This window comes from Rickettsia japonica YH (genome assembly GCF_000283595.1).
Taxonomy (GTDB): Bacteria; Pseudomonadota; Alphaproteobacteria; order Rickettsiales; family Rickettsiaceae; genus Rickettsia; species Rickettsia rickettsii.
In genome coordinates this window covers 560,946-578,737 of record NC_016050.1, presented here as the reverse complement: position 1 = coordinate 578,737, position 17,792 = coordinate 560,946, and the positions used below count along the sequence as shown (strand labels likewise).

Here is a 17,792-nt window from a genome sequence, read left to right as displayed (position 1 = left end):
TTATTCTCTTAATGTTCCTTGAAATTTTTGTGAGATGGCAGCAACTAAATCTTTACTGAACGAATTTAAATCAGTATCAGATAACGTCCGATCATCTGCTTGTAGCTCTATTTTAACCGCTATAGATTTTTTACCTTCAGGTAATTTATCACCGCTATAAATATCAAATAATATAACTGATTTGACAAGCTTTTTATTAAAATTATTTATATATGATATTATTTCACCGACTCTATGATCTTGATCAACAATAAATGCGTAATCTCTAAAATTAGCTTGGAAATCCGATACTGCAAATTCGTCTCTTTTACCAAATTTAGCTTTTATCAACGGCAAATTCGTAATATTTAGCTCGAATGCAAATATTTCCTGATTAATATCGTAATATTTCAATATTTTAGGGTGTATCTGCCCAAAATGACCTAATAAATTTTTACCAAGCCCTATATTTACTGCTCTAGTTGGATGATAATATTGTGGCAATGCTGTCCCATTTGTTGCTATACATTTATCTATAGATAGTCCTGCATAATCAGCTACCAACTCTAAATCGCCTTTAAGATCAAAAACATCATAGCCTCGTCCAAGCGAATGAGGATTTTTATTATTATATGAACCGCTTATAATTGCTGTCAAATAAGTTGCTTCCGTATTTAAATCTATAAAACTTGGTCCAACTTCAAAAAAAGCCATATCTTTTATAGAGCGTGCTAGATTTTTACTTACTATACTTAACAAATTCGGCAGTATAGTAGGACGCATATAATTGTCTCCTATACTAATAGGATTAAGCAAAAATAACTCTTCTTTTAATTCAGCAAACAACTTTGCATCTTCACTACTCATAAAAGAGTTAGTTACTACCTCATCATAGCCTTTGCTTGCTAATATCCTTTTAAAACTAGATATTCTTTTATGCGCTCTTAGCTTATTATTATCTTGATCTAGTTCGGGTAATTTGATACTCTCTATTTTATCATAGCCGTAAATACGAGCGATTTCTTCAGCTATATCTTCTAAAATAGTTATATCGTGACGCCAAGAAGGAGCTATGACCTTTATAATCTTACCTTTAACATCCGTAATAAATCCTAGTTTATTTAATATGGCTTCTATCGCTTTGATATTTAGTTTAATTCCTGTAATTTTTTCTAAATAACATGCTGAAAAATCTAAAGGTTTTTTTTGTGACTCTTTTTCACCGACTTTCACTACTTCCGATACTTCACCGTTTCCGCATATTGACAAAATAAGATTAGTTGCTATATCCAAAGCCTTTTCAGTAAAATTTCTATCGATATTACGCTCATTACGATATCTAGCATCCGTATCAATTTGGAATCTTCGCCCGCTAGCTGCAACCATTTTAGCATTAAAACAAGCAGCCTCGAGTATTATATTAGTCGTACTATCAGTACAACTACTATCAGCCTCGCCAATGATACCGGCCAGACCTTGAATACCGCTTTCATCTTTTATAACTAAATCATTTTCTGTAAGTAAATATTCTTTGCCGTTTAGGGCGTGGCATTTAGCTACGTCATTGCGAGGCTGCAAAGCAGCCGTGGCAATCTCATTTTGTTGTCCTGAGATTGCTTCGTCGCTATGCTTCTCGCAATGACGTGCTACAGTAATTCCCCCTTTTATCCTATCTGCATCATAAGCATGCATCGGCTGCCCAAAGCTATAGGAAATATAATTTGTTACATCCACTAAGCTTGAAATAGTTTTTACCCCAACATTTTTTAATAATTTCCGTAACCAATCAGGGCTTGGTTTATTTTTTAAATTTCTTATCTCTCTAAAAGTAAATAACGGACAGGCTTCTTTATCTTGCACTTTAAGCTTCATTTTAGAAATAAATGTACTCTTTATTGCCGAAATTTCTAGCTCTTTAAGTATTCCTATTCCTTTAGCTGCTAAATCTCTTGCGATGCCGTAAACTCCAAGTGCATCACCACGATTAGGAGTAACGTTAATAACAAATATAGGATCATCTAAACCGTAATATTTAGTAAAATTCTCTCCAACTACGGCATCTTCAGATAGCTCTATAATCCCTTCAGACTCTGAAGCTAGCAGTAATTCCTCTTCAGAGCAAAGCATACCACAGCTTTTTTCGCCTCTAATAACAGATTCCTTAATCTTAAATTTGCCGTTTGGTATTTCTATTCCGATATTTGCAAGTACTACTTTTATACCTGCTCTTGCATTACGCGCACCACAAACTATTTGCAGCATACCGCTTTTAGTCTCAACATCACAAAGCTTTAATTTATCAGCTGACGGGTGAGGTTTAATATTTGTAATATATGCTACTTCAAACTTTTGTAATTCCGCCGCTTTATCTATCACCTCTTCCACTTCAAGGCCAATAGCTGTTAGGGCTTCGGCAATTTCAGTAACTGAAGCCGATGTCTCTAAAAATTGTTTTAACCATGATAACGTAAATTTCATTTCGTAAGCCCTCCTGCTAAATTCGGTATATCAAAGCTCCCAAAATTATAATGTTTAAGCCAACGCATATCTCCTTCAAAAAATTGTCTTAAATCTTTGATATTATATTTTAACATTGCAAAACGCTCTACTCCCAGCCCAAAAGCAAAACCTTGATACTCGCTGCTATCAATACCAACATTTTTAAGCACGTTTGGATGAACCATCCCGCAACCGAGGACCTCAAGCCATTTATCGTTTTTATTCATCCGAATATCAACTTCGGCAGAAGGTTCGGTAAATGGAAAAAAGCTGGGTCTAAAACGTAATTCAATATTAGAATTTTCAAAAAAGCTTTTTATAAATGCCGTGATAACATATTTTAAATGTCCCATATTGATATTTTTATCCATAACAAGCCCTTCTATTTGGTGGAACATTGGCGTATGCGTCATATCCGAATCCGATCTATAAGTCCTACCCGGTGCTATAAACCTAAAAGGCGGTTTGCCGTTTTTCATAGCTCTAATCTGCACTGTTGAGGTATGAGTACGTAATAACAGCGGCTTATTATTTTCCTGACTTTTCAAATAAAAAGTATCATGCATTTGCCTTGCGGGATGATCATCTTCAAAATTGAGAGCGGTAAAATTATGAAAATCATTCTCGATATTCGGTCCATTTTCTATAGTAAAACCAAACTGCGAAAATACTTGTATTAACTCCTCACTACATTGTGTTATTGGATGAATAGAACCTTGTTTATATCTCCGTGCAGGGATTGTTAAATCAATTTTATCGGCAGCAAGTTTAAAATTTAGTTCCTGCTCCTCTAAAATTTCTTCTTTTGCTTTTATTATATTCTGTATTTTATCTTTTAATTTATTGATTTTTAAGCCAAATTCTTTACGTTCCTGTTCATTTAAACTACCTAATTTTTTAAGCTCACCGGTCACTATACCGTTCTTGCCTAAAAATTCTACTTTATATTCTTGCAGAGCTTTTAAGTTTTGTACTAATAAGATTTTGTCCTCAGCAAACCTTAATATTGTTTCTATATGTTCCATGATTGTTTTTTTGTTTTTGATTTTTTATTGTACGGTAGAACGTCATTGCGAGCGGGCATTGTTGCGTGGACCTATTTATCCGTCATTACAAGGAAATTGCATAGCAATTGATGAAGCAATCCAGTTAAAAATTCTGATTTACAGAATTTTTTTTAATTATTTTCTGGGTTGCCGCGTCACCTACGGATCCTCACAATGATGACCTTCAGTATCTACACAACAATACCTCCTTGCAATGACGTTAAACCAACATACACTTCATATAATTCTCTTCTATCCCCACCAACTTCGCTTTAAATATCTGCCCTATTTCTAAAGGTTTATCTAGCTTTACCGGAATAAAATTTTCGGTATGGGCAATATTATTATTCTCTACTAATAACTCCACTTTCTGTCCTATATGTTTTTTAAAGAATTCGGTCAACTGGTTTTGCCCTTCTTGCCTTAAAATTTCTGCCCTTTCTTTTCTTATATTTTTAGGTACTTGTGGCATACGTGCTGCAGGCGTTCCTTCTCTTTCCGAATAAGGAAAAACATGTAAATATTGTAATTCTGCTTCTGAAATTAATTTTCTTGTATTTTCAAACATTTCAGGGGTTTCAGTCGGAAAACCAGCTATAATATCCGCACCAAAAGATACTTCCGGTCTTATTGCCCGCAGCTTCCGACAAAACTCTATTACGTTCGCTCTATTATGACGTCTTTTCATACGTTTTAATATCATATCGTCGCCTGCTTGCAAGCTAATATGAAAATGCGGCATTATCCTTTCACTATAAGCTATAAGCTCAAAAAGTTCATCATCTATTTCTGCAACATCTATTGAAGATAATCTAAGCCTCTTTAATTCAGGGACTAAATTCAACACTCGTTTAATCATTTGTGCGAATGTTGGACTTCCTGGCAAATCACTACCGTAAGCCGTGACATCGACACCGGTAAAAACTACTTCTTTAAAGCCGTTTAATACCAAATGCTTTATCTGCTCTGCTATAGCTCCTATTGCTACTGATCTACTTTTTCCTCTACCATAAGGGATAATACAGAAAGTACAAAAATGATCACAACCGTTTTGTACCTGAATAAAAGCACGAGACTTACCGTCAAAGCTACTTACTAAATGACTTGCCGTCTCTTTCACCGACATTATATCGTTAACTGTTATTTTTGTATCGGTAATTTGGTAGTAATTAGGTAATAACTTCTCTTCATTACCTATAACTTTGTCAACTTCCGGCATATTACCGTACATTTGCGGACTTGTTTGAGCACTACAGCCGGTAACAATAATTTTTAAATCAGGATTATTTTTTTTAGCCTTGCGTATAGCTTGTCTTGCTTGTTTCTCAGCTGCTTTAGTTACCGCACAAGTATTGAATATTGCTACATTATCGATACCCGACAATTCCAAGTTTTTTCGTATTATCTCACTTTCGTAAATATTAAGTCTACAGCCAAATGTTACTACGTCTTGTCTTAAATTATTGCTCACAATAATATTCCCCACGTGCTACAAGCGTAGCTGCACCTTGCATTATTATATTACCGTTTTCTTCTTTCATAGTAAGGTTACCGTGCTTAAAGACTATAGTACTTGGTGAATGGATAAAACCGCGCTTTAAACCGGCAGCAAAACTACCGCAAGCTCCACTTCCGCAAGCAAGCGTTAACCCTACCCCCCGCTCCCAAACGGATAAATAGATTTTATTATCTTTTACTTCAGCAAAATTAACGTTTACCCCATCTGCGAATAATTCCTTAGCCTGCAATTGTTCACCGACAATTTTTTGATCTTGAGGTTCTAACTTACTAAAAATAACTACATGCGGATTACCTATATCAACGCAAATAGTTTCCTTTAAATCAATCATATAACGCTCTGCAAATTCCCAAACTTTATCACGACTTGGCATCCAAGCTTCATTAAAACTAACGCTTCCTACATTAACGCTAATATTATTTTCATCATTGACATTACATAGCAATTTTTTATTGCCTACCATTACGGTAATATCTTGCTTTCCCGTATCAAGATAAATTAACTTGGCTAAACATCTTGTAGCATTACCGCATAATTTAGCACTAGAGCCGTCTATGTTATATATAATCATTTCATAAAAATCATTATGCTCTTCATAAATAATGAACTGATCGCAACCGATACCTGTATGACGCTCAGCCATATTTTTTGCTAACTGCGATAAATCATATGAACTTGATAAATCTCGTTTGTTAACAATAACAAAATCATTACCGAGACCATGCATTTTTACAAAATTAATTTTACTAATCATAATGTTTTACATATTAGGAAATTGTATTATAGCAAATTTCTTGGAATTTGCTATAATGAAGTGATGATATATAAAAATATAGACTATTATGCTAATTTCACGTTTCTTAGACCCTAAAAATAACTATGAATTTTTAAAAATTTTCGGTACAGAAAAAAAATAAGGATATACTTATTCATTTTCTAAATAACATTTTAGGTTATACGGGAAAAGAAGTAATTACCGCAGTTACTTTTTTAAAAACAATCTAAGATCCCGATATCGCTACTTATAGACAATCTATAGTTGATGTATTATGTAGAGATAAATACGGTACTCAATTTATTGTAGAGATGCAGGTCAGCAAACATCCAGGTTTTGAAAAACGAGCTCAGCTTTATACAGCAAAGGCCTATTCAAGATAAATAATAAAAGAAGATGAAGATCATAAAAAAAATGGCAGTATATGCAAAACTTCGAGGAGTAATATTCTTAGCTATTGCCGATTTTATTTTATTGCCCGATAAAAAAGATTGGAGATCAGATCATAGATTACTTGATACTAAAACTTATGAGAACGACCTACAAGATTTTTATTTTATCTTTTTAGAGCTTGAGAAATTTAATAAAGAATTAGATCAATTAGAGAACCTTCAAGAAAAATGGGCATATTTCTTTAAACATGCACATGAAAGCACTCTAGACGAAATGGAGAATGTGATAGGTCATGATTTTATTATTAAAAAAGCTTTTTATGCTTTGGATCAAGCTAGTTGGTCTGAAAAAGAGTTAAATACTTATGAAAAAATGATAAAAACCGAAATGGATAATCTAGCCGTAGAAGAGCAGAAAATTATAGATGCTGAAGCTAAAGGGGAAGCAAGACACAAAATTTCTATAGTTAAAAAAATGTTAGCAAAAAATAAACCTTTAGATAAAATTATAAATTTTACCGGTTTAACAGAAAAAGAAATCGAGCAATTAAAGTAATGAAGATCCTTAATATTATGCTAAGTCGTGACCTTGGTGGCATTCAACAAGCATTTTTAGATTATAGCACTGCTTTAGAGATGCAAAAAATTGAGGTTATAAATATCACTTCTTACAAGGCAAAAATAAATTCCTTTCTACACAAACAAAGCTTAAAACTACCTAATATAGTACCGTTTGCTTTACTCTCGGTACTTATTCTTAAGTATATAATTCATAAGACTAAGCCCGATATAATTATAGCACACGGTAATAGAGCAATAAATTTTAGTAAATTTGCTAAATCACAAAATATAAAATTAATCGGTATCGCTCATAATTATAGTTTAAAAGGATTACGTAAATGTGATTTTGTTATTGCCTTGACGCATCATATGAAAGAATTTTTACTAAAAAATAACTTTGCCGAATCTAGGATATGCATCCTACCGAATATGATAAATATTGCTAAAGACTTTATTCCAAATAAAACATATAGAAAACCTGTCATAATTGGTGTACTCGCAAGATTTGTAGCTAAGAAAGGTGTTGATGTGTTTATTAAAGCTATCAAAATTTTAAAAGAAAAAAAATATGATCTTCATGCAATTATAGGTGGAAGCGGCGAGGAAAAAGATAATTTAATTGCTTTAGCACATAAACTTAATTTACAAGATCAAATATCATTTACGGGATGGGTTAACGATAGAGATAAATTCTTTAAACAAATAGATATTTTTTGCTTACCGTCTCTTCATGAACCGTTTGGAATTATAGTGCTTGAAGCAATGGAGGCAAGCATGCCTATCGTTAGTACAGATACTGAAGGGCCTGCAGCAATCTTAAACGACATGCAAGATGGGCTTATTTGTAAAGCCGGCTCTGCTGAAGATTTAGCAGCAAAAATTGTCTATCTAATAGAGAACCCTATAAAAGCAAAAGAATTTTCTAAAAACGCCTACCTTACTCTCAAACAAAATTATGACGTTAAAGTTGTTTCTGAAAAGTTACAGCATATTTTAGAAAGCTTCAGATAAGATGAATTTAAGGGTGAGCCTACACAGCTTATAAAAATACGTGAACACAAGCGAATCCTGTAAAATTCACTTATATCAAGCTTTCTAAAATATGCTGTAGCAACATTATTACGTAATTATAAAAATATTTAGTTGAAAAAATAATAGTCTATATTGACATAACGGTTTAAAGATTCATAATTAATATTAAGTAATATGAATTTATTTTAATGAACCTAATCTATGAACTTCGTATGCCGATTTTTCATTTACTTAAAATATATTCTAGTTTTATCGATTTCATCATTTCTTCTATGTGTTTGTAATGCAAAACACGATAATATTCCCCCTAAACTCTCATTACCTACTACTTGGAATAATTATTCTCTAGAACAAAATAATAATGCATCCTCCAAGTGGTGACTGCAATTTAACGATCCGGTGTTAAATAACCTAATCGAAGAATCTTTAACCGGTAACTCCGATATTGAGCTGGCAATAAGTAATGTGCTAGCAGCGCAAGCACAGCTTACCCTTATTAATTCTTATAGATTTCCACAAATCAATTTACAAGGCGGAACAAATCGAACAAAAAACAGTAAAGAAACAAAAGCACCGAATGAACCGAAATTCTCTAATAATTTTGGGCTAGCAAGCGTGCTTAATTACGAGCTGGATTTATGGAGGCAGCCGCCAACGCTAACGAATCAGCTAAAAAAACTTTCCTTGCAAGTAAGTATAGCAAGGCAGCGGTAAGTTTATCAGTTATAAGTAACGTCACTATAAGTTACTTTAATCTTTTAGCATTAGACAAACAAATCTATCTCACTGAAAAGCTAATTGAGGCTCAAACGGAAATTTATAAATTAAATCAGAAATTATATAATCTTGGCGTAGGTGATTTAATATCGGTTAGTGAAGCTGCTTCCGAGTTTGCACTTACTAAGTGATCATTGCCGCCTTTAACACAACAAAGACATGAGCAGGAAACCGCTTTAAAAATTTTAGTAGGTAGAATTCCTAAAAATATAGTAAACGGCTTAATTTATCGTGATAAACCAATAGATTACTTCCCTGCTCTACCGGTATTACCTAAAATATTACCATCAGAGCTTTTAGAGCAAAGACCGGATATTAAAGCAGCAGAGCAGAATTTACTAGCAGCAGATGTAAACTTAAAAACAATAAAAGCTACTTATTTTCCACAAATTTCTTTAACAGGCTTATTAGGATTCGGTAGCAATAAACTTAATACTCTGTTTACTAACTCAACTGAGACTTGGCAGGTAGGCGGCAACATAGCAGGACCTATTTTTGATTTTGGCAAATAACAATGCTTAAAACAATAATGCGGAATTTGATATTGATAACATTACTAGTACTAATAGTAATACTAGTGGTTTGGGTAATAACACATCATTATAAAAGCAGTAAACAAATCACTATAGCAGCTCCGGTTGAGGTAACACCAGTTATCAGAAAAGACGTACCTGATGTGATAGCACTTGCAGGAGTAGCTGAAACTTACCAAAGTGCCGATATTCAATCTCACGTTATGGGCCAAATATTAAGTGTAAGTTTTGATGACGGACAAGAAGTAAAAACAGGTGATTTATTATATGAAATCGATTCTCGTCCGTTTCAAAATCAATTACAGCAAGCACAAGCAAATTTACTAAGTGATACTTATAACCTTGAAGATGCTATAAAAGAAGAGGCAAGATATCGTGCTTTATACGAGGAAAAAGCCGTTTCGGAGGAGCAGTATTTACAAATGCTAACTAATATGAATATGCTTAGGGCCACCGTGGAACGCGATAAAGCAATTATTGCAGACGCTAATTTACAAACCGAGTATTCAAAAATAGTAGCTCCTTTTGATGGTAAACTTAGTGAGAGTAATGTGGATATAGGTGATTTAGTATCGCCGGATTTTGTGCGTCTAGTAACTATCAATACTAGCTCGCCTATTTATGTCAGCTTCTCTATACCTTAAAAATATCTCGATCGTATTAATAAATCTCAAAAATCTAATGATTTAGCTTTGACGGTTAGAACCGTAAGCGACCAAGAAATTAAAGACGGTGAGATCGTTTTTGTCGATAATTCGATTGATCCAAATAGCGGCACTATCAAAGTTAAAGCAACACTACCTAACCAAAACGAAATATTATGGCCGGGACAGTGTGTTCGTGTATCCCTAACGATTTACATCGAACAAGCGGCTTTAATAGTTCCATCTAAAGCCATGCAAACTAACGATCAAGGTCCTTATATATTTGTTGTCGATCAAGATAATAAAGCCGTGGTCAAGAATATAAATATAGTGTTTTCTAATGATGATTTTATTGTTATTAAAAGCGGTATAGATGAGGGAGAAACGGTAATCACCAACGGGCAGCTATGATTATCTAACGGAGCAGAGGTGAGTGTTAGGGAGGAGTAGTGTCAAATCGTCATTGCGAGGAAATTACAAAGTAATTGACGAAGCAATCTTAGGAGTTTGTCATTATTTCATGAAATTGCCACGCTTCTTACAGTCGCTTGCAATGACAATATGTATGACGGAAAAAATCCATAAAACAGGAAAAAAATAATTGGGCATTTCAGAAATATTTATTAAGCATCCGGTTCTTGCTACTTTATTCATGGCAACTATTTTGCTGTTTAGAGCATGCGGTTATAGGATATTACCGGTAAGCGTTTTACCTGACATCAACTGCCCGACTATTCCGGTTTCAGTAAACTTGCCTGGAGCTGCTGACCTTACTACTATGGCGTCTTCAGTTGCATTACCGCTTGAAAAGCAATTCTCGACGATATTCAGATATTGACTCGATGAGTTCGGTTAATAGTAACGGTACTACTCAAATTACTTTGCAGTTTAATTTAGACCGAGATATAGATGCAGCGGCACAAGACGTACAAGCAGCTACCGAACGACTTACCTACCCCGCCCTCATATCGTAAAGTAAATCCTTGCCGACGCACCTATATTTTATTTATCTTTAACCTCTGAGACTCTTCCCCTTATATACCGTGGACTATTACGCCGAAACAATTATGGCTGAGCGTTTATCTATGCTGCCAGGTGTTGCACAAGTACAAGTTTACGGCTCACAGCAATATGCAGTGCGTGTGCAGGTTGACCCTGTTAAAATGGCAGCAAATAATATAGGGCTTGACCAAGTATCAAACATTATAAGCTCTGCTAACGTTAATTTACCGACCGGAGCTTTATACGGTACAGATATCTACTCAAGCATTAGAGCCCCTAGGCAATTACAAAATGCTAAAGAACATAATGAGTTAATATTAACTTATAAAAACGGTAATCCACTTTTTCTTAAAAATATCGGGAAAACCATTGATAGCAATAATAAAATAGCCGCTTGGTATAGGGATAAGCCGGGGGTAATACTTGCTATTCAAAAACAACCAGATACTAATACTATTGAAATAGTCGACTCTATAAAAGAAGTATTGCCGTTGCTTCGCAGGCAAATCCCTAAAGGCATTATTAATATCATATTTGATAGGTCAATTTCTATATCAGAGAATTGGCAAATGATGCCAATTTTACTATGCTACTCGCTTTAATACTCGTAGTGAGTGCTATATTTCTCTTTCTACATAACTGACGGTCCGTGATTATTCCGACTATTGCCCTTCCTTTATCAGTTGTCGGTACTTTTGCCTTTATGTATCTATTCGGTTATAGCATCGATAATATGTCTTTAATGGCTCTAACGCTTCGATGGGTTTTGTAGTGGATGATGCAATAGTAGTGCTTGAAAATATCACACGACATATGGAAAAAAGCGAGAGTAAAATAGCAGTATGTATTAACGGTACTAAAGAAATATGATTTACTATCGTCTCAAGGACTTTATCCCTAATGACGATATTCATCCCAATATTATTTATGAGCGGAATTTTAGGAAAGCTACTGCACGAACTTGCCGTTGTTATTACTACCGCTATTTTGCTTTCGGGAGTTATCTCGATAACCGTAACTCCTATGTTATGTAATGTGTTTTTGAGGGATCGTCATTGCGAGGAACGTAGTGACGAAGCACTCTCAGGGCAACCAACCGAGATTGCCACGGCGTCTTTGACGCCTCGCAATGACGACCTACCACTAACCGAAAAAGCCTTTGAATATGTCAAACAAAAATATGGTAGCAGTCTAAAAACAGTAGTAGAACATTCAAAAACTACTATGCTTATATTTTTCTCTTAGTAATCATCGCAACGGCTTATTTATTTGGGAAAGTATGCAAAGGCTTTATGCCTTATTCCGATACGGGACAAATCTTAGTTTTTACCGACACCACTCAAACTATTTCTTTTGATGCGATGGTGCAAGAACAGCAACAAGTAAGTGATGTATTACTTAAAAATCCTAATATAGATTCATTTTTTTCTGCCGTAGATGTTTCAGGTAGAAACTCTGCCGTAAATCAGGGTACGATTTTGATTAGCTTAAAACCTCGTGATCAAAGAATAGGAGCTGACGCCGTTATAGATCAGTTACGTTCAAAACTAAATCATTTAGTAGGTTTTAAGGGTATATATCCAGAACGTACCTACTATTACGATCGACGCACAAGCAACCAAAAGCCAATATCAAATACTATGCAAGAACTCGATCAAGATGTGCTATTTAGCTTTGCACCGAAATTAAAGGACAAGCTCGCACGGCTGGCTGCCAGGTTTTATTGACGTCACTTCGGATTTACAAATAGCACAGCCATAAACTTTAGTGCAGATTGATAGATATAAGGCTGCAAAACTCGGTATATCAGTCGAGCACGTCCAAAATATCTTATATGCAGCTTACGGTACTGAACAGATTTCCACATTATATACCCCAACAGCTCAATATAACGTTATTTTAGAGCTAGATCCTAAATATCAAACAGATTCATCAATGTTATCTTTAGTCAATATTAACTCTACAAGCGGCAATTTAGTACCGCTAACTACCCTTGCTAAAATTGTTAATACTGTTGGCCCGCTTAGTATTTCACATTTCGGGCAATTACCTTCAGTTACGGTATCATTTAACCTGCAAGATGGATATTCAATTAGTGAGGCCGTTCCAAAAGTTAATCAAGCAATACGAGAGTTACAAATGCCGGCTACGATTACGGGAAGCTTCCAAGGAACAGTGCAGGCATATCAGTCGTCTTTTTCCAATCTTGGCTTATTGCTTGGACTGGCTGTTATAGTTATTTACATAATCCTTGGCATGTTATATGAAAGTTTTGTGCATCCTATAACTATACTTTTAGGACTACCTACCGCTATATTGGGAGCATTACTCACTCTACTAATATTTAATAGCGAACTTGATATGTACGGATTTGTCGGACTTATAATGTTAATCGGTATAGTGAAGAACAACGCTATCATGATTATCGATTTTGCCTTAGAACTTGAGAGAACTGGCAATAAATCTTCGGCATGAAGCAATTTATGAAGCATGTATAATACGATTTCAGAACGATTACGATGACTACCCTAGCTGCCTTAATGAGAGTATGCCTATTGCGCTTGGAGTCGGAGCAACAGGAGCAGAGAGAAGATCACTAGGGCTCGCAGTAGTGGGAGGTTTACTCAAATTGCAATTACTTACTCTTTACATCACACCGATAATTTGCCTATATTTAGAAACAGCTAAGAAATGGTTAAAGCACAGCAATTATAAAGCTGAAATTAGAAACTATCCGGAATTAAATTGGAAATCTTAATGTTGTTGTATGGCGCGAGAAACTCGTTCGGTGTTATACCGTGGCTTGACCACGACATCCAGAAAACAACTAACAATGCTAATAATATTAGTATTGTTAACTAGATCCCGTGGACAAGCCACAGCGTGACAGTGGTATCAAGCGTATTCAGTATTCGGCATCGTTTTCTCTTCTCCAGCAACCGTAATTTCATCACTCTCATAATTAAATGTGTCCGTTGTAGAAGGAGTAGACGGTACAAGCGATGTGCTTACTAACTCAGAAGACTTTTGATCTAAATAGTCTCTTACTTCTCGTTTACCAAGCAATTCCATAGCATTATTTTCTTTCTTTTATATATGCTCCAGAAATATATACCTTAATATATTCCATATCAGATACGTTTTTTAATAAATAAGGTGATACAAATTCTAGTATGTCCTTACCGCTTCTTTTATAATTAGCAAATGAGTAAGCAACACAAATACCATAGTCATTTCATAAATGCTTGTGTCTTGTCTGTTGAATGTTGTTTTGCAGATTCCACAGCTCTTAAAGCATATAATATCTGTTCTCTTGTTGCTTGAATAGAACTGAAGCCATACCGTAAGCTTTTTCAAGCTCTTGATCTTTAAAAATGTAATTTTTTTGTTAATTCTTTTATTTCAGTAACAATAGGGTTTTGAAGGCCTTTTATAAAGGTAAGACTAGCAGTACTTGCTGAGAGTTTACTTTTCATAATATACCTATTAATAAATTTAACATATTTCTATATTTAAATATTAATTTTTATTCATAAATAATAATCTTACTTAAAAAATAATAAACCTATTGATAGTGATAAATATATCACATCAGAGATTGCTGTATATATCTAAAGACTGGAGATTTCTGCTTTTAGCTAAGAATAGGCTTATTATATCGAACAAGCATTACTGCCGTTATCATCATCTTCACGGATAAATTTTTGCTTTACCTTAGAATTGTTATTATACGGCTTACTATTTTTTACCGGTGGATAATTTACAGGCTCATAATTTGTAACGGGCGGGGCATAATTTTGATTTACTACAGCATTTGGACAAGTATATTTTGATATATCACGCTTAGTTTCTCTAAGCATGGCTTTTATCTGATTTAATTCCTCTTGTATCTTTTTTTCTTTATCGCTATCGTCTTTTCTAACCTTTTTATTCGCTCTACTTAAAGTCATATCATCATCGGATTCAGCAAAACCGGCTTCTGCTTTTTGCCTTGCTATATCCCTTTTAATCATCTTAAGATACATTTCACGATTTCTCTTTACAGGATCGATTCTTTCTCCTCTTAAAGGACTATCGCTATCATAGTCATCATCATCGTTATCATAATCAAGATTATCTTCTACTATATTCTTTTTAGCCAAAGTAATATATTTATTATTATATACAGGTTTTCTCTTGCCGCCTTTAGCACCTTTGCTATCAACCAATCTGTTATTTGCTGATCTTTGAAAATAGCTTCTAAAATTATCTGTACAAGCTGAAAGTAAAAACATTCCTAAAAATAATATTATAATTTTTTTTAACATATATTTATATTATTCCAAAACTTTTATTAGACTTCCTGTACAACTTAGCTAATAAGGAGGAATTTATAGAAGACACGGAACGCAGCACCGCAGCGTACACTTTGGTACGTGAGGATGCGAGTACCGGATCGACGCACAAATTACCCTTAGAAGCAAGTTATGCAGAAAGTCTAATATGATTAATGCCACATAATAGCCAAACTTGCAAGGATAAAGAGCTGAACTGCTATGTGCTTAATTAAATTATTGTTATTCTGAGGTATTTTTGGTATTGTTGTATGTCTCCACCCCGTCATTGTAAGCAACTAAAAGGAGCGTGGCAATCTCAGGACTTTAGCACGAGATTGCTTCGTCAAAACTTACAGTCTTTCCTCGCAATCACCTCTTCTATGAGGTTACTTAATAGCTTATGCCCTTCTTTTCTGCTTTTTAATAAATTTTGTGAAGCATCCTCTAATATTTTTGGATTACTTATCAAATCAAGTATTTTATTTGCTAATTTTCCTGCAGAAATATTATTCTGCTCTAAACACCATCCTGTTTTTTTATCTTCCAATAATTGTGCATTGTAATATTGATGATTATCCGCAGCACTAGGCAGTGGAATAAAGATTGCCGGCAACCCTATATAGGTCAATTCTTCTATAGTAGATGCTCCTGCTCTTGAAATCACTAAATCGGCTTCTTTATATTGCAATGCCATATTATCAAAAAATTCAGCAAATTCATAAGTAATGTTTAATTTCGAGTATATATCTTTTATTTTTACTTGATCATCTAATGCTGCTTGCTGGATTATATTTAATTCAAGACTTGGCTGTTTTTGCATCAAAATTTGGATACTTGCAGGTATCAGCTCTGAAAATAACTTAGCTCCTTGACTACCGCCAAAGATGAATATTGTAAAAAGCTTGTCATTCCGTGGCTTGACCACGGAGTCCAGTGCTTTTATTAAAGACTTTTTGGACCCCGTGGTCAAGCCACGGGACGACATTTCTATAACCTTTAATTCCCTAATATTCTCTCTAACTACCCCACCGGTAACTACTATTTTACTTTTTGCAAATTCCGGTAAATTCTTTATTTTTTCATAAGAAATAGCTATCTTTTTAGCAAAGCTTGCAAAAAATTTATTAACTTTTCCAAGGTAAGAATTCTGTTCATGAATTATAATCGGTACTCTTAAAAAAATTGCCGCAAACATTGGAGCTATAACAGGATAACCGCCAAACCCTACAGTGACGGAAGGCTTCATATTATATAATAATTTAATAGCCTTTAAAACTGCAATTGATAACCTAGGTAAAAACAAGAAAATATTACCTGAGCGTTTTAAATCTAGGATATGAAAAATTACTTTCATATCCTGCTTTATATATTGTTTGCATCTTAAATCAGTAATAAAATGAACTTCATAGCCACGTTTGATTAATTCTTCTCCAAGAGCAACTGCCGGAAAAAAATGTCCCCCCGTCCCTCCTGCTACCAAAATGATTTTTTTCATATTTCAATATTACGAATTTTGTATGAATTTAAAGGCGTTTGGTGTTTTGTAAAGCCAAGAAGCATACCGGTAGCGATAGCTATTGCAAGCGTTGAAGAACCACCGTAACTAATAAACGGTAATGTCATACCTTTAGTAGGAAGTAAATGTAAAGTCACGCCCATATTAATTATTGCCTGAAGCCCTAATTGTGCAATTATACCGCTAGCAGCGAATTGTACAAATTTATCTGTTTCGTTTAATAACTTAATAAGACTTCTTAATACTATAAAAGCAAATATACCTATAACAATAAGGCAAATAATAGCTCCAAACTCCTCACCTGCTACAGCAAAAATAAAATCCGTATGCGAGTCGGGTAGTACCTGCTTTACTGCCCCCTCCCCTGGACCTCGTCCATATAACCCGCCATGCTCAAACGCCTTAAGAGACTTACTAACTTGATAATTCTCGCTACTATCTGGATCTAAAAACGAATTAATTCTTTGCATTACGTGCGGTAACCAAAAATAAGCAATAGTTACTCCTATCATTCCTAAAAAACCGACTAAAACAATACAAAATATCGGCATACCCGCAATAAACAGTTGAATACCGAAAACTGCCGTAATCATTACAAGCATTCCAAAATCCGGCTGAATAATTAAGAGAATAGCAACAATAGAATAAAGTATTACACAAATCGTAAAACTTGGAAAATCATCATTAAATTTTAGCGATAATATCCAGCCCGTAACAACTGCAAAAAACGGTTTGATAAATTCCGAAGGTTGAATAGATAGACCTAGAATATTAATCCATCGCACTGCGCCTTTTACTTCATAGCCAAAAAATTTAACTGCTATTAATAAAACTATACTAGCAATAAATCCAACTATTGCAAAACGCCTTAACCATTTTTTATTAAGACATGAAAATAATAATATAAGTCCTGAAGCGGCAGCTAAATAAAATATTTGTCTAGATGCAAAATAACTTTCTTCAAGACCTATTCTACTTGCTACTACTGAACCTGAGGTAGTAACAAGCATTAGACTAAAAGCAAATAAGATAATTAAAGAAATTATTATTTGCCTATCGGTACTCCGCCACCATAATTTTATAAAATTATTAGATATTTCGTTATTCATATTATAGTTATTCAATTATGGCTATATTTATAATGTTATTGCATGGATCGGAAAACACCCTCGATGTCACCCCGTGGCTTGACCACGGTATC

General features: G+C 34.4%; 18 protein-coding genes and 5 pseudogenes. 15 read left to right on the top strand and 8 right to left on the bottom strand.

Annotated features, from left to right (window positions below; all coding sequences use genetic code 11):
• From pheT to dapF, 4 genes are all read right to left on the bottom strand, one after another.
• Complete coding sequence (gene pheT, locus RJP_RS03080; protein WP_014120766.1) at positions 1 to 2,457, bottom strand: phenylalanine--tRNA ligase subunit beta; 2,457 nt, start codon at positions 2,455 to 2,457, stop codon at positions 1 to 3.
• Positions 2,454 to 3,503, bottom strand: coding sequence for a phenylalanine--tRNA ligase subunit alpha (gene pheS, locus RJP_RS03075; RefSeq protein ID WP_014120765.1), 1,050 nt, complete (start codon positions 3,501 to 3,503; stop codon positions 2,454 to 2,456). The genes pheT and pheS overlap by 4 nt, the downstream gene beginning before the upstream one ends.
• 241 nt (positions 3,504 to 3,744) lie before the next feature.
• Complete coding sequence (mtaB, locus tag RJP_RS03070) at positions 3,745 to 5,010, bottom strand: tRNA (N(6)-L-threonylcarbamoyladenosine(37)-C(2))-methylthiotransferase MtaB (RefSeq protein ID WP_014120764.1); 1,266 nt, start codon at positions 5,008 to 5,010, stop codon at positions 3,745 to 3,747.
• Positions 4,985 to 5,797, bottom strand: a complete 813-nt coding sequence (gene dapF, locus RJP_RS03065; protein ID WP_014120763.1) for a diaminopimelate epimerase — start codon at positions 5,795 to 5,797, stop codon at positions 4,985 to 4,987. The genes mtaB and dapF overlap by 26 nt, the downstream gene beginning before the upstream one ends.
• Positions 5,798 to 5,885: 88 nt before the next feature.
• On the opposite strand from dapF, the pseudogene RJP_RS11645 reads away from it, so the two are divergent.
• The 14 genes and pseudogenes from RJP_RS11645 to RJP_RS11540 all read left to right on the top strand — a co-directional run.
• Positions 5,886 to 6,766 (top strand): annotated as a pseudogene (locus tag RJP_RS11645) (Rpn family recombination-promoting nuclease/putative transposase).
• The gene (locus RJP_RS03055; protein WP_014120761.1) at positions 6,766 to 7,782 is read left to right on the top strand and encodes a glycosyltransferase family 4 protein; all 1,017 of its coding nucleotides are present in this window, start codon (positions 6,766 to 6,768) and stop codon (positions 7,780 to 7,782) included. The pseudogene RJP_RS11645 and the gene RJP_RS03055 overlap by 1 nt, the downstream one beginning before the upstream one ends.
• 420 nt (positions 7,783 to 8,202) lie before the next feature.
• Positions 8,203 to 8,517 carry a TolC family protein gene (locus RJP_RS11010; RefSeq protein WP_261792626.1) on the top strand — a complete coding sequence of 105 codons (315 nt, stop codon included), beginning with the start codon at positions 8,203 to 8,205 and terminating at the stop codon, positions 8,515 to 8,517.
• Positions 8,442 to 8,711 carry a TolC family protein gene (locus tag RJP_RS11005; protein WP_024704539.1) on the top strand — a complete coding sequence of 90 codons (270 nt, stop codon included), beginning with the start codon at positions 8,442 to 8,444 and terminating at the stop codon, positions 8,709 to 8,711. Before RJP_RS11010 ends, RJP_RS11005 begins: the two co-directional genes overlap by 76 nt.
• A 3-nt stretch (positions 8,712 to 8,714) precedes the next feature.
• The gene (locus tag RJP_RS03045; RefSeq protein WP_024704538.1) at positions 8,715 to 9,092 is read left to right on the top strand and encodes a TolC family protein; all 378 of its coding nucleotides are present in this window, start codon (positions 8,715 to 8,717) and stop codon (positions 9,090 to 9,092) included.
• 2 nt (positions 9,093 to 9,094) lie between these two features.
• Positions 9,095 to 10,168: pseudogene (locus tag RJP_RS10415) on the top strand (efflux RND transporter periplasmic adaptor subunit).
• Between the two features lie 190 nt (positions 10,169 to 10,358).
• A complete protein-coding gene (locus RJP_RS10410; RefSeq protein ID WP_024704537.1) occupies positions 10,359 to 10,595 on the top strand; it encodes an efflux RND transporter permease subunit in 237 nt (78 codons plus the stop codon).
• Positions 10,596 to 10,599: 4 nt separating this feature from the next.
• On the top strand, positions 10,600 to 10,731 hold the full coding sequence (locus RJP_RS10405) for a hypothetical protein (protein ID WP_024704536.1): 132 nt from the start codon (positions 10,600 to 10,602) through the stop codon (positions 10,729 to 10,731).
• A 93-nt stretch (positions 10,732 to 10,824) separates the two neighbouring features.
• A complete protein-coding gene (locus RJP_RS03020; protein ID WP_081497899.1) occupies positions 10,825 to 11,361 on the top strand; it encodes an efflux RND transporter permease subunit in 537 nt (178 codons plus the stop codon).
• 47 nt (positions 11,362 to 11,408) lie between these two features.
• Positions 11,409 to 12,004, top strand: a pseudogene (locus RJP_RS11545) (efflux RND transporter permease subunit).
• 47 nt (positions 12,005 to 12,051) lie between these two features.
• Positions 12,052 to 12,486 carry an efflux RND transporter permease subunit gene (locus RJP_RS11000; protein WP_390889708.1) on the top strand — a complete coding sequence of 145 codons (435 nt, stop codon included), beginning with the start codon at positions 12,052 to 12,054 and terminating at the stop codon, positions 12,484 to 12,486.
• A gap of 40 nt (positions 12,487 to 12,526) precedes the next feature.
• Complete coding sequence (locus RJP_RS10995) at positions 12,527 to 13,234, top strand: efflux RND transporter permease subunit (RefSeq protein ID WP_024704534.1); 708 nt, start codon at positions 12,527 to 12,529, stop codon at positions 13,232 to 13,234.
• A gap of 73 nt (positions 13,235 to 13,307) precedes the next feature.
• Positions 13,308 to 13,517: a hypothetical protein gene (locus tag RJP_RS03000; RefSeq protein ID WP_024704533.1), complete on the top strand. Its 210-nt coding sequence runs from the start codon at positions 13,308 to 13,310 to the stop codon at positions 13,515 to 13,517.
• Positions 13,517 to 13,618 (top strand): annotated as a pseudogene (locus RJP_RS11540) (permease); the annotation flags it as partial. The gene RJP_RS03000 and the pseudogene RJP_RS11540, both read left to right, overlap by 1 nt.
• 36 nt (positions 13,619 to 13,654) lie before the next feature.
• Here RJP_RS11540 and RJP_RS09565 read toward each other — a convergent pair.
• Together RJP_RS09565 and RJP_RS02995 are read right to left on the bottom strand one after the other, a co-directional pair.
• Positions 13,655 to 13,831, bottom strand: a complete 177-nt coding sequence (locus RJP_RS09565; RefSeq protein ID WP_014014261.1) for a hypothetical protein — start codon at positions 13,829 to 13,831, stop codon at positions 13,655 to 13,657.
• A gap of 581 nt (positions 13,832 to 14,412) precedes the next feature.
• Positions 14,413 to 15,066 (bottom strand): hypothetical protein, encoded by a 654-nt coding sequence (locus RJP_RS02995; RefSeq protein ID WP_014014259.1) that lies wholly within the window; start codon positions 15,064 to 15,066, stop codon positions 14,413 to 14,415.
• 11 nt (positions 15,067 to 15,077) lie between these two features.
• Between RJP_RS02995 and RJP_RS10395 the strand changes: the two are divergent.
• Positions 15,078 to 15,236 (top strand): annotated as a pseudogene (locus tag RJP_RS10395) (palindromic element RPE1 domain-containing protein); the annotation flags it as partial.
• Positions 15,237 to 15,418: 182 nt separating this feature from the next.
• On the opposite strand, the gene murG reads toward RJP_RS10395, so the two are convergent.
• Both murG and ftsW read right to left on the bottom strand, forming a co-directional pair.
• Positions 15,419 to 16,570, bottom strand: a complete 1,152-nt coding sequence (gene murG, locus RJP_RS02990; RefSeq protein ID WP_014120760.1) for an undecaprenyldiphospho-muramoylpentapeptide beta-N-acetylglucosaminyltransferase — start codon at positions 16,568 to 16,570, stop codon at positions 15,419 to 15,421.
• Complete coding sequence (ftsW, locus tag RJP_RS02985; protein ID WP_024704532.1) at positions 16,567 to 17,700, bottom strand: putative lipid II flippase FtsW; 1,134 nt, start codon at positions 17,698 to 17,700, stop codon at positions 16,567 to 16,569. Before ftsW ends, murG begins: the two co-directional genes overlap by 4 nt.
• Positions 17,701 to 17,792: the final 92 nt, after the last annotated feature.